We start from the raw sequence: 15,205 nt of genomic DNA on the forward strand, positions 1-15,205 counted from the left end.
GGGGTGGTGATAACGCTGCTAGTACTTTCCCGGAATGCGGAAGTTGAAAATCCCGCTGTCGAAGCGGTTATAGGCCTCGTAGTCAACCAGTTCGTAGAGCCGTGTCCGGGTCAGCATTGCCGGCACCTGGGCTTGCTGGGTGCCGTCTGCCTTGATGGAATCCAGCGTACGCTCGGCTGCGCCCATAGCACTACGGAGCAGGGTTACCGGGTAAATCACCAGGTTCACCCCGACGTCCTGCAACTGGTCCACTGTAAAGAGATCGCTCTTGCCGAACTCGGTCATGTTGGCCAGGATCGGCACATCCACGGCGTCACGGATGGCTTTGAACTCTGACAGGTCCTTCATCGCTTCCGGGAAGATCGCGTCCGCGCCGGCATCCACCAGGGCACGGGCACGCTCCTGCGCCGCGTGGAGGCCTTCCACGGCACGGATATCTGTGCGGGCCATAATGAGGAAGTTCGGATCCCGCCGGGCATCTGCTGCGGCCCGGATACGTTTCACGGCAGTGTCGTCGTCCACCACGTTTTTGCCGTCCAGGTGCCCGCAGCGCTTGGGATTGAACTGGTCCTCAATGTGGCAGCCGGCCAATCCGGCATTCTCGAGTTCCTGAATGCTTCGGGCCACGTTCATCGGTTCGCCGAATCCGGTGTCGGCGTCAACGAGGGCGGGCAGCTCCGTCATCCGGGCGATCTGCCCTGCACGCTGGGCTACTTCGGTGAGTGTGGTCAGTCCAATGTCCGGCAGGCCCAGGTCGTTGGCCAGGACGGCGCCGGATATGTACACGCCGGAAAAGCCCTTTTCTTCGATGAGCCGGGCGGAGAGGGGGTTGAAGGCACCGGGGAACTGCGCGATGGTGCCGGAGGCGAGGAGCTCCCGGAGTTTGATGCGCTTCTGCTCCGGTGTGGTGGTCGAGTACAACATTTAGAACAGCCCCTTCGGCCCGGCGGCGGGATCGATCACGCCGTCCGCGGCAGTGATGTTCAGCTGGTCCAGTTCCCCGGCGGCCAGCTCCGGGAGGCGTTCGACGGCGGCGAGGAACCTGTTGATCTCAACCTCGTCCACCAGCCCCGCAGCCAAAGTGCGGAACTTGTTGACGTACTGTTCCCGGGCGAAGGGCCGGGCCCCCAACGGGTGAGCGTCGGCGACGGCAATCTGGTCCGTGATGACCGTTCCGTCGGTCAGGGTGATGTGTACGGAACCGCCGAACGCCTTTTCGCTGATGTCCAGCGAGTGGTAGCGGCGCGTCCACTCGGCGTCCTCTTCGGTAGTGACCTTGTGCCAGAGTTCCACGGTGTCGGCGCGGCGGGCGCGCCCGGGGGAGTAGGAATCCACGTGGTGCCAGGAACCGTCCTGCAGGGCCACTGTAAAGATATAGGGGATGGAGTGGTCCAGCGTTTCGCGGCTGGCAGTGGGATCGTATTTCTGCGGGTCGTTGGCGCCGGAGCCGATGACGTAGTGCGTGTGGTGGCTGGTCTTGATCAGGACGGACGCCACATTGGCCGGGTCGGTGGCCTCGGGATGCTCACGGTGGAGCTTGCGGGCCAGGTCGATCCAGGCCTGGGCCTGGTACTCGGCGGAATGCTCTTTGGTGTACGTGTCCATAATGGCCCGCTTGGCTTCGCCAGGACCGGGCAGCGGAACTTCGTAGGAGGCATCCGGACCATCCAGGAGCCAGGCGATCACACCATCCTCGCCTTCGTAGATCGGCACCGGGGAGGTCTGGCCGCGCATGGCACGGTCCACTGACTCAACGGCCATCTTGCCGGCAAAGGCGGGGGCGTGGGCCTTCCAGGTGGAGATCTCACCCTTCCGGGACTGCCTGGTGGCCGTGGTGGTGTGCAGCGCCTGCCCTACCGCCTGGAAGATGGTCTCGACGTCGAGGCCCAGGAGGGTGCCGATGCCGGCAGCAGCTGAGGGGCCAAGGTGGGCAACATGGTCGATCTTGTGTTTGTGGAGGCAAATCGCCTTGACCAGGTTCACCTGGATCTCGTAGCCGGTGGCAATGCCGCGGATCAGTTCCGCTCCGCTGGAGCCGCGGTGCTGGGCAACGGCCAGGATGGGCGGGATGTTGTCTCCCGGGTGCGAGTAATCTGCCGCCAGGAAGGTGTCGTGGTAATCCAGTTCACGGACGGCCACGCCGTTCGCCCACGCTGCCCATTCGGGCGAGACGCGCTCGCCGATGCCGAACACCTTGGCGCCCGCGCCGCCGGTGCTGGGGCCGTGGGCCTGTGCCTGGGCGCGGGCGGCGACGATGGGGCCGCGGTTTAGCGAAGCGATTGCAACGGAGGCGTTGTCGATGATGCGGTTGATCACCATTTCGGTGACCTCCGGCGTAACAGCAACATCGTCGACGGCGACGGCGGCGATCTTGTGGGCCAGTTGCTCTTCGCGGGGGAGCTTTTCTTCGCTCTTGTAAACGCGGACGTGGTGGAGCTTAACCATGGGAATTCCTTCTTAGTGAGGCAAATGGGTGGCTTTGACGTGGCTGAGGCTTCGGTGGAGGTGCAAAGTGGTGGCAGCCTGGGCCAACGCCGGATTTTTCAGGGCGATGGCGTCGGCGATCGCGGCGTGTTCCGCAGCGGCGTGCAGCAAGCGCTTAGGATCATCAGCGGCCAGCCGGCGGACCCGGACCAGGTGTACCCGCAGGCTCCGCATCGCCTGGACCAGATACGCGTTGCCAATGGCGTCGTCAATGGCAGCATCAAGTCCGGCCACCAGGGTGTAGTAGCTGTGCCGGCCCGGATCGCCTTCACCCAGCAAGGACGGCGCCTCAAGGAGCTGCTTGCGGAGTTGCTCGAAGACGGCGCTGTCGCCGCGCTGGGCGGCCAGGGCTGCCGCCTTGCACTCCAGTGTTTCGCGGAGCTCAAAGAGTTCGTCGATGTCCTCCAGTGAAATATCGGTGACCACGACGCCGCGGCCACCGGCAGCCGTCGTCAATCCTTCAGCGCTGAGCCGGCTCAGTGCCTCCCGCAGGGGAGTGCGTGAGACGCCGAGCCGTTCGGACTGTTCGACTTCTGCCAGGACGGTGCCCGGCCGCAAACGCCACTCAATGATGTCCTCGCGGAGGACATTGTAGGCGCGGTCACTGGCTCGCATGCCTTCAGTGTATACACAGCTGGTCCCTCAGCGGGTAAAAGTTTATTGATTAGCTACCTGTGTATACATCGGTGCCTCTACTGTGCTGTGGGCCGATTCCAGCCGTATTCGTTCTCCGGGCGTCCCGGCGTGCCGTAGCGCGGCGCTCTGGTGGCAATACCGGCATCGGCCAGGTACTCCAGGTACCGGCGCGCAGTCACCCGTGACATACCCAGCGGCCCCATGACCTCGCTGGCCGAGACCGGCGCCCCCTGCTGCTTGAGGTAATTGCTGACGGCCTCCAGGGTGGACTGGGAAAGGCCCTTGGGCAGAGGCAGGTCGGTGGGGGCCCGGAGGCTTGCGAAGGCCTGGTCAACGTCGCTTTGTGAGGCCCCGCCCCTGGATGCGCCGGTCATGGATCCTGCAAGTTGCTCGCGGAAGGCCCGGTAGCTGGTGAGTTTGTCGGCGAAGGCAGCGAAGGTGAACGGCTTGATGAGGTACTGCACAACGCCAATGGAAACGGCGCTGCGCACGATGTTCAGTTCGCGGACAGCTGTGATGGCAATGATGTCCGCGAAGAGCCCGGCCGAGCGCATCCGCCGGGCGATGTCCAGGCCATGGAGGTCCGGCAGGTTCATATCCAGCAACACCAGGTCCACCGGTGAGCCTGCCGTGGAGAACTCGGTCAACAGGCGCAAAGCGGATTGTCCGTCCGGTGCCGTGCCTGCCAGCATAAAGCCCTCAAGCCGGCCGATGTAGGCAGCATGGGCCGCCGCGGCGACGGCTTCGTCCTCAACGACGAGGACGCGGATGTCACCCATGCTGGTTCTCCTGTTGCTGCCGTTGAGGTTGGGTTCGGCCTGCACGGGCCGGCAGGAAGACCTGGAACTTAATGCCGCGGACCCCGTTGATGGTCAGCGTGCCGCCCAGCCGCTGGACGGCCTGCCGGACCAGGGCCAGGCCAATCCCGCGGCCGCCCGTTCCCTTGGTGCCCGACGTCGGCACGGACTTGGTGCTGTAGCCGTGCCTCAGGATGTTGTCCACTTCCCGGGGATCGATGGCGGGGCCCGAATCGTGGACACCAAGGTCCAGGCCTTCGTCGTCAGATTCCACGGTGAGCTCCACCCTCCGGGGGAGTGGACCTTCGGCGGCGGAATCAATGGCGTTGTCCAGCAGGTTGCCAAGGATGGTCACCAGGTCCTGTACCGCCAGGCCGGAAACGGAGGCTGTTCCTTCAGTGTGCAGGGTCAGTTTCACGCCTCGTTCGTTGGCTTCGGACGCCTTGCCCATGATCAGCGCGCTGAGGACGGGTTCGTCTACTGAGCTAAGCATTTCGTCGGTGAGTTGTTGGCTGAGTTCCAGGTCTTGGGTGGCAAACTCCAGGGCTTCCCGGGTGCGGCCCAGCTCAAGCAGGGACACCATGGTGTGAAGCCGGTTGGCATGCTCGTGGGTCTGGGCCCGGAGGGCGTCGGAGAGCGTCCTCATGGTTTCCAGTTCGCTGCCCAATGACTCGATCTCGGTCCGGTCGCGGAGGGTTGCGACCGTGCCATAAGCGGCCGGGCGGCGTCCGCCGGGGGAGTCGGGCCCAACAGCCGGGCCCTGGTTGACCACCACGATCCGCGGGCCGGTGAGGTGGATTTCGTCGTGGGCTACACGCCCGGATTCAAAAAGTTCTCTGAGGCTGGCGGCCAGCGGCAGCTCGGCAAGTGGCTGGGGGTGGACTGGATTGCCGCCCGAATTATGGGGCGGGAGTCCCAGCAGTTCGGCCGCCTGGTCGTTGTACATCACCACCCTGCCCCGGGTGTCAACGAGGATGAGCCCCTCCCGGACCGAATGCAGCACGGATTCGTAGTAGGCAAAGAGCTGGGCAAGTTGTTCAGGCCCCCATCCACGGGTGACCCGGTTCAGATAGCGGCCCAGGAGCCAGGCGGCCAGCGACCCGCCAATGAGGAGCGCCAGACTGATTGCCAGCAACGCCGGCAGCCGGCTGGAGAGGGCAACATCCACTGTGCGCACCGTGATGCCGGCTGCCACGAGGGCCCTTATGTTTCCGGCGGCATCCGTCACGGGGGCGATTGTGCGCACGGACGGGCCCAGGGTTCCTGCCGTGACCTCGGTAAACACCTGGCCTTCAAGGGCCGCATCAATGGAACCAATATAGGGCTTGCCCAGTTCCTCCTCCCGGGGATGGGTCCACCGGGTGCGGTCCGGAGCCATGATGGTGACGAAATCAGCTCCTGCCCCTGCCATCACCTTGAGGGCGTATGGCTGTAGCGCTGCCGACGGATCCGGCGAATCGGTGGCCTGTTGGAGCACCAGTGGATTCGCGGCTACAGCGGCTGCCACGCCCGCCATCCGGCGCCCTGCCTCCCGGTAGGCGTGGTCGCGGGCGTCCACGAACGTGGCTGCACCCACCACAACCGTGAACACGAGGACAACGAGCAGGTTGGCCACAAACAAGCGACGGGCGATGCTCCAGCGGTGGATCATCAGTACCTCCCATGACCAATATGAACGCAACAGTGAGCCGTGTCACGTCGTGCCCAATGATGGATATCACATCGGACCGACGTGATGCGCCCAGAGACTGTGCGGCAGCGTCCACCAGACTATCCATAAGGAGACACACCATGGCTTCTCAACGAGGAGAGTCAGCCGCGCCTGCCAAAGCAGCACGCAAAGGCATTGACAAATCCCACTACCTTTACATCGCCGTCATCGCCGCCGTTATCCTCGGCGCCGTCATCGGCCTGATGTTCCCCGAGGTAGGAAAATCCCTCAAGCCCCTGGGCGACGGGTTCATCAAGCTCATCAAGATGATGATCGCGCCGATCATCTTCTGCACCATCGTCCTGGGTATCGGCTCCATCGCCAAGGCGGCAACCGTGGGCAAGGTTGGCGGACTGGCGCTGGGCTACTTCATCATCATGTCCACGTTCGCGCTCGGCATCGGCCTGGTGGTGGGCAACCTGATCCACCCGGGCGAGGGCCTCAAGCTTGCTCCCTATGATCCCTCCAAGAAGGCGGAAGTGGACAGCACCGTCGCCTTCCTCCTCGGCATCATCCCCGGGGACATTCCGGTCCTGCCCACACTCTTCGCGGCACTCCTCGTAGGCTTCGCCCTGCAGAAGATGGGGCCGCAGGGTGCTCCCATCCTCAAGGCCATCAGCCATGGACAGGTCCTGGTCTTCCGGATCCTCATCATGATCATGTGGCTCGCCCCGGTTGGTGCCTTCGGTGCCATCGCAGCCGTCGTCGGAGCCACCGGCTTCCAGGCCATCGTCAGCATGTTCACCCTGATGGCCGCCTTCTACATCACCTGCGCCCTGTTCATCGTCATCATTCTGGGCGGATTGCTCAAGGTTGTCTCCGGCGTCAACATCTTCAAGCTGATGAAGTACCTGGGCCGCGAATACCTGCTCATCTTCTCCACCTCATCCTCGGAGGCCGCACTGCCCCGGCTCATTGCCAAGATGGAGCACCTGGGCGTCTCCAAGCCTGTAGTCGGCGTTACCGTGCCTACCGGTTACTCCTTCAACCTGGATGGCACGGCGATCTACCTGACCATGGCTTCCCTCTTTGTGGCCAACGCCATGGGTACCCCGCTGGATCTCGGTGCCCAACTGTCGCTGCTGATCTTTATGATCATTGCGTCCAAGGGTGCTGCCGGTGTTACCGGTGCAGGCCTCGCCACCCTGGCTGCCGGCCTGCAGGCCCACAAGCCCGAACTCCTGGGCGGTGTAGGCATGATCGTCGGCATCGACCGGTTCATGTCAGAGGCCCGCGCCCTCACCAACTTCACGGGCAATGCCGTGGCCACCGTGCTGGTGGGCACCTGGGTCAAGGAGATCGACGGCGGACAGGTCACCCGGGTGCTGTCCGGCGAGATTCCTTTCGACGAGCAGACCATGATTGCCGGCCACGGCGAACCCGCTCCTGCGCAGGCCACTTCCACCTCGACCGACGAACCCGTCCGGGTAGGCGTCTAGCAGACTCACCGGGGGCAAATCCCTCCAATTGAACCAGTAGAACCGCCCGTGCACAGGTCCCGTGCATGGGCGGTTCTGCCGTTCCTGGGGAAGTAACCTTCGACCTCTACTAGAGGGTAAAGGCTCAAAAGTCCGGCCAAGTCAAGTTCCCCCGAATACCGTGTCGGGCGCTGTAGCCTTGGTTGAAAGCAGGATCGGCGCTGGACATCCAGCGGCACTCAGCCAGCAAGATAATCGCCGTCATCGAAAGTGTGGATAGATACGTGAGCAGCGAACAGGGTTCAGCAACTCTGGAAGGCACGGAAACCGATCTGGAAGAGTCCGTTATGGGCCCCACCGGACGCCCCTACAGGGAGTTCCCCGAGCCCGCGCCTCTGGCTTCGCACGGTCCGGCCAGGGTGATTGCCATGGTCAACCAGAAGGGTGGAGTGGGTAAAACCACGTCCACGATTAATCTCGCTGCTGCCCTTGCTGAGTACGGCCGGCGCGTCCTGCTGGTTGACTTCGATCCCCAGGGCGCCCTCTCTGCCGGACTCGGCGCCAACCCGCATGAGCTGGATCTGACCGTCTACAACGTCCTGATGGACCGCAAGGTGGACATCCGGGACGCCATTCAGCAGACCGGCGTCGAGAATGTGGACCTGTTGCCCGCCAACATCGACCTCTCCGCGGCCGAGGTGCAGCTGGTCAACGAGGTAGCCCGCGAGCAGGTCCTGGACCGTGCCTTGAAGAAGGTTGAAGATGATTACGACGTCGTCCTCATCGACTGCCAGCCCTCCCTTGGCCTGCTCACGGTCAATGCGCTGACCGCAGCCCACGGCGTGATCATCCCGCTGATCTGCGAATTCTTTGCGCTCCGGGCCGTTGCCCTGCTGGTGGAGACCATCGATAAAGTCCAGGACCGGCTCAACCCGCGCCTTCAGGTGGACGGGGTCCTGGCTACCATGTACGACGCCCGCACCCTGCACAGCCGCGAGGTCATCACCCGCCTGGTGGAAGCCTTCGGGGATAAGGTCTTCGAGACAGTCATCAAGCGGTCCATCAAGTTCGCCGACGCAACCGTCGCCGCCGAACCCATCACCAGCTACGCGGGCAACCACATCGGTGCCGACGCCTACCGCCGCCTGGCCAAGGAACTCATCTCGCGCGGCGGCGCGCCGTAGGGGCAGTGGCTGGAACCAAAGCCGGTTTCGAAGTCCGGCTGGCAAACTTCACCGGCCCCTTCGATTTACTCCTCGGCCTGATCGCCAAGCATGAGCTGGACATCACGGAAGTGGCCATCGCCACCGTGACTGATGAATTCATCCAGTACATCCGCCGCTTCCAGAAGCTGGGCGAGGAGTGGGCGCTGGATGAGGCCAGCGAGTTCCTGGTCATCGCGGCAACCCTGCTGGACCTCAAGGCCGCCAGGCTGCTTCCGGCCGGTGAGGTGGAAAACGAGGAGGACATAGCCCTCCTCGAAGCCAGGGACCTGCTGTTCGCGCGGCTCCTGCAATACAAGGCCTTCAAGGAAATCGCGGCCATGATGGCCCGGACCCTGGAAGAGGAGGCCGCCCGGTACCCGCGGCAGGTTGCTCTCGAGGAGCAATTCGCGGCGATGCTGCCGGAGCTTGTGTGGCGGCACACGCCCGAACAATTTGCGGACCTGGCCCGGAAGGCGCTGGAACCCAAGGAGCCTGCGCCCACCGAGGTCGGCATCGCACACCTCCACGGCGGCAACGTCAGCGTCCGCGAGCAGGCCGAGATCCTGGGCCTGCTGCTCCAGCAGTCCGGCGCGCTGTCCTTCCGGACCCTGATCGCCGACGCCGAGTCCACCCTGGTGGTGGTGGCCCGGTTCCTGGCCTTGCTGGAAATGTATCGGGACAAGGCTGTGGCGTTTGACCAGATCCAGCCGCTCGGCGAGCTGACGGTGCGCTGGAGCGCCGGGCCGGATGAGTGGAGCAGCGGCAACCTGAGTGAAGAGTTTGAGGAGCAGCCATGACGGAAGAGGCCGTGGATCAGCTGGAGGATCTGCCCGGCGGCCGGAAGGCTGCCCTGGAGGCGGTGCTGATGGTCCTGGACCAGCCGGCCACCGCGGCGGAACTTGCCGCGGGCCTGCAGCTGACCATTCCGGTGGTGGAGGAACTGCTGGCGGAACTGCAGGGGGAGTATGACGGCTATACTGTTAAAGCCCCGGATACGGATTCCGACGGCGGTGGCCCCCGTAACACCAGGGAATCAGGCTCCGCCGGATCAGGAACCGGCCCCCGGGGTTTCGAATTGCGGAACATAGCCGGCGGTTGGCGACTGTATTCACGCGCCGAATTCTCCGACGTCGTTGGCCGTTTTGTCCTTGAAGGGCAAACAGCAAGGCTGACACAGGCGGCACTGGAGACACTGGCGGTGATTGCCTACCGGCAACCGGTATCGAGGGCCAGGGTGTCTGCGATTCGTGGTGTCAATGTTGACTCCGTCGTGCGGACGCTGACCCAGCGCGGACTGATCGAAGATTCGGGAAATGATCCTGAGTCCGGTGCGGTCCTGTACCGGACCACCTCCTATTTTCTTGAAAGAATGGGAATCGGTTCGGTTGCCGATTTGCCGCACCTTTCGCCCCATTTGCCGGGGTTGGAAGGAATCGACGAGTTTTACGACGCCGGAACCATGTAGGCGGGGAATCCTGCCTGCGAATTTACTCACCAACCGTGCAGACGAATTCTGCGCGGCTGGCTAGGGTTGTTTCCGGACAGCCTTTGCCAGGCATCATCAACGAAGGACGGGTCATGACACAGGCGGGACGCCAGGGTTCACCACGTAATGGTTCGGGACGTAATGGTTCCGGACAAAACTCTCGAAACCCCCAGCAGGGCGGCGCAGGCCGCGGCTCGGGAAACAGCGCCTCGGGACGCAGTCAAGGATCCGGCCAAGGATTCGGAGCAGGATTCGGCGGCTCAGGCCGCCCGCAGCGGGCGCCAAAGCCCCGCGAAGAACGCTTTATCGATCCGGATGAGCAGCCGACCGAGGCTGCTGAACAGGCGAACCGGAAGCCGGCCACTGGCCGCTCCACTGTGCGCAAGGCAGGTGCCGGGAAGCCGGGTGCCGGCAAGGCTCCGGGTACTCCGGGCGCACCTAAGCCGCGTACCGCCTCGGCCAAGACGTTTGGCACGCGCGCCTTTGGTGGCGAGCGGTTCGGCCAGAACCTTGGCCCGGTGCGCAAGCCCAGCCGCAAGCGCGGACCCCAGGGTCCCGTGCCGCAGTCTGATCTCCATGATGAGGACGGCGTCCGCCTGCAGAAGGTCATGGCCCAGGCCGGCGTAGCATCACGCCGCGTCTGCGAGGAAATGATCGCTGAAGGCCGGGTGGAGGTTGACGGCCAGGTCGTCACCGAACTCGGCATGCGCGTGGATCCCACCGCTGCCGTGATCCACGTTGATGGCATTCGCATCCAGCTGGATGAGAGCCTCGTCTACATGGTCTTCAACAAGCCCAAGGGCGTTGTGTCCACCATGGAGGATCCCGAGGGCAGGCCGTGCATCAGCGATTTTGTGCGCAACACCCACGGCGAGCGTCTCTTCCACGTAGGCCGCTTGGACGTCGCCACCGAAGGTCTGCTCCTGCTGACTAACGACGGCGAACTCGCCAACCGCCTCACGCACCCTTCCTACGAGGTACCTAAGACGTACCTGGTCCAGGTCAAGGGTCCGTTCCCGCAGGGTGTGGGAGCACAGCTCCGCTCCGGTGTGGAGCTCGAAGACGGCATTGCCACCGTGGACTCCTTCAAGCTGGTGGACTCCACTCCGGGCCACGTGCTGATCGAAGTGGTCCTGCACTCCGGCAAGAACCGGATCGTCCGCCGAATGTTCGAATCTGTCGGATTCCCGGTCCTCCGCTTGGTCCGGGTCAAGATCGGTCCCATCGGCCTGGGCGACCAGCGCCAGGGCAGCATCCGCAACCTGGGCAGGCAGGAAGTCGGCCACCTGATGGCGTCAGTGGGGCTCTGAGGAATGTCCGCGTTCCGTGCCCAGGGCCCGGGCCAGTTAAAGGGCCCGGTCCTGGTGATCGGTACGGGGCTGCTCGGCACCAGCATTGGCCTGGGGCTTCGCGGCCGCGGCGTTCCGGTTTACCTCTCTGATCCTTCGCCCACCAACCAGGCCGTCGCCGTCGATATTGGCGCCGGACGTCCTGCGGGTGAGCTTGCCGGCAGTGCGCCTGAACTCGTAGTGGTGGGCGCACCGCCGGACGTTACTGCCGACGTCGTTCAGCATGCCCTGAAAAGCTACCCGGATGCCGTGGTGGTGGATATCGCCAGCGTGAAGGCGGCCATCCAGGCTGACCTTCGCGGCAGGGGAGCGGATCTCAGCCGTTACGTGGGGACCCATCCCATGGCCGGCCGTGAAAAGTCCGGTCCCGTGGCGGCCCGCGGTGAGCTTTTCACCTCGATGCCGTGGGTCCTGTGCCCGGCCGATGAAACGTCGGCCGAAGCCTTGGGGACGGCCAGGGCACTGGCCACGGACCTGGGTGCCGTGGTCTCGCAGTTCACAGCTGTTGAGCATGACGAAGCCGTGGCGCTGGTGTCCCACCTGCCCCAGGTGATGTCCTCGCTTCTGGCCAGCCGGCTGCAGGGGACTCCGCTGCATGCGTTGTCGCTGGCCGGCAACGGGCTGCGGGATGTCACCAGGATCGCAGCCAGCGATCCGTCGCTGTGGGTACAGATCCTCGGCAGCAACGCGGCGAAGGTTGTGGAGATCCTTTACGGCGTCCGCGAGGACCTGAACCGCCTCATCGGCACGCTTGAAGATCCCACCGCTCCCGGGGCAAGGCTGGATTTGGCCCAGCTCATCAGCGAAGGCAACGCCGGCCAGGTCCGGATTCCGGGCAAGCACGGGGGCCCGCCCCAGGCGTATTCCTGGCTGACTGTGCTGGTGGATGACCGTCCCGGCCAGATCGCGCAGTTGCTGACCGAAATCGGCGAGATCGGCGTGAACCTTGAGGATTTGCGGCTGGACCACTCGTCCGGACAAAACGTTGGCATGGTGGAAATCTCCGTGCTGCCCAACAAGCATGACCACCTGATCGAAGCTTTGAACGACCGTGGATGGCGGGTATTGCAGTGATGACACAGGAACTGATCGACACCATGCCTGCCCTCCGGGTAGGACGCTCGCTGGTTATCGCCATCGACGGACCGTCCGGTTCCGGCAAATCCAGCGTGAGCAAGGAAGTGGCCCGGCGCCTCCGGGTGGCCTATCTGGATACCGGCGCCATGTACCGGGCCCTGACCTGGCACTGCCTGGACACCGGGATCGATCTTCACGACGCCGCTGCCGTTGAACAGGCCTCGCGAGACCTGGTGTTGGACATGAGCACAAGCCCTCGCGAGGAATATGTGCGGGTGGACGGCGTGGACGTTACGGATCTCATCCGCGAACCGGCCATCTCCTCTGCCGTCAGCGCCGTTGCCACTACCCTTGGTGCCCGGACCGAGCTGATCCGCCGGCAGCGCGCCATCATTGACGAGCACCACCGGCGCATCGTCGTTGAAGGCCGCGACATCACTACCGTCGTAGCCCCGGGGGCCGAGGTGCGGATGCTCCTGACCGCCAGCGAGGAAGCCCGCCTGCGCCGGCGCGGCGCCCAGCTTGGCGGTACCCAGACTGCCGCCGAACTGGCAGCCCAGGTGACGCGCCGCGATGCCCGGGACTCCGCCGTCGTGAATTTCACCCAGGCAGCCGATGGTGTGGTGACGCTGGATTCCTCGGATCTGGACTTCGAGGAAACCGTGCAGGCGGCACTGGTGATTGTCAGTAAGGTCCTTAACCGTGATTGAGCGCCGGATCCCGTCCCCGCTCACCATGGGTTGGAGTCGGGTAGTCGGCTGGATTCTGGACCACGTGGTGTACCGGACCACGGTGACAGGACGTGAGAACGTACCCGTCAACGGGCCGGTGATCTTTGCCGCAAACCACATCAGCTTCCTGGACGGACCCGTGCTCTTCGGGGCGGCTCCGCGGCGGATGCACATCCTGGTCAAGAAGGAGATGTTCAAGGGATTCCTGGGGCTGGTCCTCAGGGCCGCCGGGCAGCTGCCCGTAGACCGTTCCGGTGACCGGGCCGCGCTGCAGCTCAGCAAGGACGTGCTCGACGCCGGCCGCTGCGTAGGAATCCTTCCCGAAGGAACGCGCGGCGGAGGCAGCGCCGCGGCCATCAATAACGGCGTAGCCTGGCTGGCGCTGAACTCGCGGGCAGTTGTGGTTCCGGTGGCAATTCTTGGCACCAGGACCGGTACGGACCACCTCGATTCAGTGCCTAAACCGGGGCGCCGTTTCCATCTTTATTTCGGCCCTGCCATTGGCGTAGGACGCCATGACGGGGAATCCGGCCGTGCTTCAATGGACAGGGTGGCTGCGGAAATCCGCGCTGCGCTGGCCGGCACGGTCGAGCAAGCAATTGCGCACAGCGGGCAGTCTTTGCCCGATTCTTTGCCTGCGGCGAAGCACCGCGAAACCACCACAGCAGTAGCCGGGACGCCGGCAGATGACCATCTAAGGAAAGTGCAATGAGCGATTCGACTCCCAACTCCGGCCCGTCAGGTTCCGGCGAAGAAGACTACACGCCCACCGGCACGGACCAGGTGGCTGAGCGGCTGGCCGCGATTGACGACGACGAGGCCGAAGTTCGTGCCCAGTCCCTCCGCGCCGGGCTCGAAGATTACGATCTGGACGACGAAGACGCCGCGCTGCTGCGCGGTGACTACGACGACGAGGACCTCGACGGCCCGGTCAAGCTCGATCCGGTTCTGGCCATCATCGGCCGGCCGAACGTTGGCAAGTCCACGCTGGTGAACCGTATCCTGGGCCGCCGTGAAGCCGTGGTGGAGGATACCCCCGGCGTCACCCGTGACCGAGTCATGTACTCGGCCAGCTGGAATGGCCAAAACTTCACGGTGGTGGATACCGGCGGCTGGGAGCACGATGCCCGCGGCATCCACGCCCGGGTTGCCGAGCAGGCCGAGATGGCCGTGGAGCTTGCCGACGCCGTATTGTTCGTTGTTGACTCCGCCGTTGGCGCCACCGCCACTGACGAGGGCGTCATGAAGATGCTCCGCAAGTCCAAGAAGCCGGTCATCATGGTGGCCAACAAGGTGGACGACTTCGCCCAGGAAGCGGAGTCCGCCTCGCTCTGGGGCCTTGGCTTTGGCGAGCCGTACCCGGTCTCGGCACTGCACGGCCGCGGCGTGGCTGACCTCCTGGACCACGTCATCGACACGCTTCCGGAGTACTCCACCATCGAAGGCGTGGAACGCTCCGGCGGCCCGCGCCGCATCGCGCTGATCGGCCGCCCCAACGTGGGCAAGTCGTCACTGCTGAACAAGCTGGCCGGTACGGAGCGCGTTGTGGTGGACAACACCGCAGGCACCACCCGGGACCCGGTTGATGAGTTCATTGAATTGGGCGACCGCACCTGGCGCTTCGTGGACACCGCAGGCATCCGCCGCCGCCAGCACATGGCACAGGGCGCCGACTTCTACGCCTCCCTCCGGACGCAGGCCGCGCTGGAAAAGGCGGAGGTCGCCGTCGTACTTCTGGCAGTGGATGAAGTCCTCAGCGAGCAGGACGTTCGCATCCTGCAGCTGGCGATCGAATCCGGCCGCGCCCTGGTGCTGGCCTTCAACAAGTGGGACCTGCTGGACGAGGAACGCCGTAGCTACCTGGAGACTGAGATCGAGCGGGACCTGGCACACGTTGCCTGGGCGCCGCGCGTGAACATCTCCGCGAAGACCGGCTGGCACAAGGACCGGCTGGTTCCGGCGCTGGACATTGCGCTGGAGAGCTGGGACAAGCGGATCGCCACCGGCCGGCTCAACGCCTTCCTGGGTGAGCTGGTAGCAGCGCACCCGCACCCCGTGCGTGGCGGCAAGCAGCCCCGCATCCTGTTCGGCACGCAGGCCTCCAGCCGGCCGCCGAAGTTCGTGCTGTTCACCACCGGGTTCCTGGATCCGGGCTACCGCCGCTTCATCACCCGCCGCCTGCGCGAAACGTTCGGCTTCGAGGGCACGCCCATTGAAGTCAGCATGCGCGTGCGCGAGAAGCGGAGCCGGAAGAAGTAGGTTCCGGGTTTTCTGACCGTACTGATTGACGACGGCGCGCCTTCCCTTTGAG

General features: G+C 64.4%; 14 protein-coding genes. 9 read left to right on the forward strand and 5 right to left on the reverse strand.

The window, feature by feature from the left end:
* Nucleotides 1–18: 18 nt before the first annotated feature.
* From prpB to ACWA13_RS07545, 5 genes are all read right to left on the reverse strand, one after another.
* Nucleotides 19–924 carry a methylisocitrate lyase gene (gene prpB / locus ACWA13_RS07525; protein WP_463937517.1) on the reverse strand — a complete coding sequence of 302 codons (906 nt, stop codon included), beginning with the start codon at nt 922–924 and terminating at the stop codon, nt 19–21.
* On the reverse strand, nt 925–2,445 hold the full coding sequence (locus ACWA13_RS07530) for an MmgE/PrpD family protein (RefSeq protein ID WP_463937518.1): 1,521 nt from the start codon (nt 2,443–2,445) through the stop codon (nt 925–927).
* A 12-nt stretch (nt 2,446–2,457) separates the two neighbouring features.
* A complete protein-coding gene (locus ACWA13_RS07535) occupies nt 2,458–3,099 on the reverse strand; it encodes a GntR family transcriptional regulator (protein ID WP_463937519.1) in 642 nt (213 codons plus the stop codon).
* A 77-nt stretch (nt 3,100–3,176) separates the two neighbouring features.
* Complete coding sequence (locus ACWA13_RS07540; protein ID WP_463937520.1) at nt 3,177–3,899, reverse strand: response regulator; 723 nt, start codon at nt 3,897–3,899, stop codon at nt 3,177–3,179.
* On the reverse strand, nt 3,892–5,568 hold the full coding sequence (locus tag ACWA13_RS07545) for a sensor histidine kinase (protein ID WP_463937521.1): 1,677 nt from the start codon (nt 5,566–5,568) through the stop codon (nt 3,892–3,894). The genes ACWA13_RS07540 and ACWA13_RS07545 overlap by 8 nt, the downstream gene beginning before the upstream one ends.
* 140 nt (nt 5,569–5,708) lie before the next feature.
* Here ACWA13_RS07545 and ACWA13_RS07550 point away from each other — a divergent pair, with 140 nt between their 5' ends.
* The 9 genes from ACWA13_RS07550 to der all read left to right on the forward strand — a co-directional run bounded on the left by ACWA13_RS07550 (nt 5,709) and on the right by der (nt 15,153).
* Nucleotides 5,709–7,067 carry a cation:dicarboxylate symporter family transporter gene (locus ACWA13_RS07550; protein WP_463937522.1) on the forward strand — a complete coding sequence of 453 codons (1,359 nt, stop codon included), beginning with the start codon at nt 5,709–5,711 and terminating at the stop codon, nt 7,065–7,067.
* Nucleotides 7,068–7,330: 263 nt separating this feature from the next.
* Nucleotides 7,331–8,230 (forward strand): ParA family protein, encoded by a 900-nt coding sequence (locus tag ACWA13_RS07555; RefSeq protein WP_463937523.1) that lies wholly within the window; start codon nt 7,331–7,333, stop codon nt 8,228–8,230.
* A gap of 5 nt (nt 8,231–8,235) precedes the next feature.
* Nucleotides 8,236–9,048 (forward strand): segregation and condensation protein A, encoded by an 813-nt coding sequence (locus ACWA13_RS07560; protein WP_463937524.1) that lies wholly within the window; start codon nt 8,236–8,238, stop codon nt 9,046–9,048.
* Entirely contained in the window at nt 9,045–9,716 is a 672-nt protein-coding gene (scpB, locus tag ACWA13_RS07565) for an SMC-Scp complex subunit ScpB (protein WP_463937525.1), read from the forward strand. The genes ACWA13_RS07560 and scpB overlap by 4 nt, the downstream gene beginning before the upstream one ends.
* Nucleotides 9,717–9,829: 113 nt before the next feature.
* The gene (locus ACWA13_RS07570; RefSeq protein WP_463937526.1) at nt 9,830–11,047 is read left to right on the forward strand and encodes a pseudouridine synthase; all 1,218 of its coding nucleotides are present in this window, start codon (nt 9,830–9,832) and stop codon (nt 11,045–11,047) included.
* Nucleotides 11,048–11,050: 3 nt separating this feature from the next.
* On the forward strand, nt 11,051–12,160 hold the full coding sequence (locus ACWA13_RS07575; protein ID WP_463937527.1) for a prephenate dehydrogenase: 1,110 nt from the start codon (nt 11,051–11,053) through the stop codon (nt 12,158–12,160).
* On the forward strand, nt 12,160–12,873 hold the full coding sequence (gene cmk, locus ACWA13_RS07580) for a (d)CMP kinase (protein ID WP_463937528.1): 714 nt from the start codon (nt 12,160–12,162) through the stop codon (nt 12,871–12,873). The genes ACWA13_RS07575 and cmk overlap by 1 nt, the downstream gene beginning before the upstream one ends.
* 25 nt (nt 12,874–12,898) lie before the next feature.
* Nucleotides 12,899–13,606, forward strand: a complete 708-nt coding sequence (locus tag ACWA13_RS07585) for a lysophospholipid acyltransferase family protein (RefSeq protein WP_463937869.1) — start codon at nt 12,899–12,901, stop codon at nt 13,604–13,606.
* Nucleotides 13,603–15,153 (forward strand): ribosome biogenesis GTPase Der, encoded by a 1,551-nt coding sequence (gene der, locus ACWA13_RS07590; protein ID WP_463937529.1) that lies wholly within the window; start codon nt 13,603–13,605, stop codon nt 15,151–15,153. Before ACWA13_RS07585 ends, der begins: the two co-directional genes overlap by 4 nt.
* Nucleotides 15,154–15,205 lie beyond the last annotated feature (52 nt).

This window comes from Pseudarthrobacter sp. TRD_SC_9 (assembly GCF_055361265.1).

Coding starts and splice junctions, on each gene's coding strand:
- der (WP_463937529.1), top strand. CDS start 13,603: ATGAGCGATTCGACTCCCAACTCCGGCCCGTCAGGTTCCGGCGAAGAA.
- ACWA13_RS07550 (WP_463937522.1), top strand. CDS start 5,709: ATGGCTTCTCAACGAGGAGAGTCAGCCGCGCCTGCCAAAGCAGCACGC.
- ACWA13_RS07575 (WP_463937527.1), top strand. CDS start 11,051: ATGTCCGCGTTCCGTGCCCAGGGCCCGGGCCAGTTAAAGGGCCCGGTC.
- ACWA13_RS07570 (WP_463937526.1), top strand. CDS start 9,830: ATGACACAGGCGGGACGCCAGGGTTCACCACGTAATGGTTCGGGACGT.
- ACWA13_RS07535 (WP_463937519.1), bottom strand. CDS start 3,099: ATGCGAGCCAGTGACCGCGCCTACAATGTCCTCCGCGAGGACATCATT.
- scpB (WP_463937525.1), top strand. CDS start 9,045: ATGACGGAAGAGGCCGTGGATCAGCTGGAGGATCTGCCCGGCGGCCGG.
- ACWA13_RS07585 (WP_463937869.1), top strand. CDS start 12,899: ATGGGTTGGAGTCGGGTAGTCGGCTGGATTCTGGACCACGTGGTGTAC.
- ACWA13_RS07540 (WP_463937520.1), bottom strand. CDS start 3,899: ATGGGTGACATCCGCGTCCTCGTCGTTGAGGACGAAGCCGTCGCCGCG.
- ACWA13_RS07530 (WP_463937518.1), bottom strand. CDS start 2,445: ATGGTTAAGCTCCACCACGTCCGCGTTTACAAGAGCGAAGAAAAGCTC.
- ACWA13_RS07545 (WP_463937521.1), bottom strand. CDS start 5,568: ATGATCCACCGCTGGAGCATCGCCCGTCGCTTGTTTGTGGCCAACCTG.
- cmk (WP_463937528.1), top strand. CDS start 12,160: ATGACACAGGAACTGATCGACACCATGCCTGCCCTCCGGGTAGGACGC.
- prpB (WP_463937517.1), bottom strand. CDS start 924: ATGTTGTACTCGACCACCACACCGGAGCAGAAGCGCATCAAACTCCGG.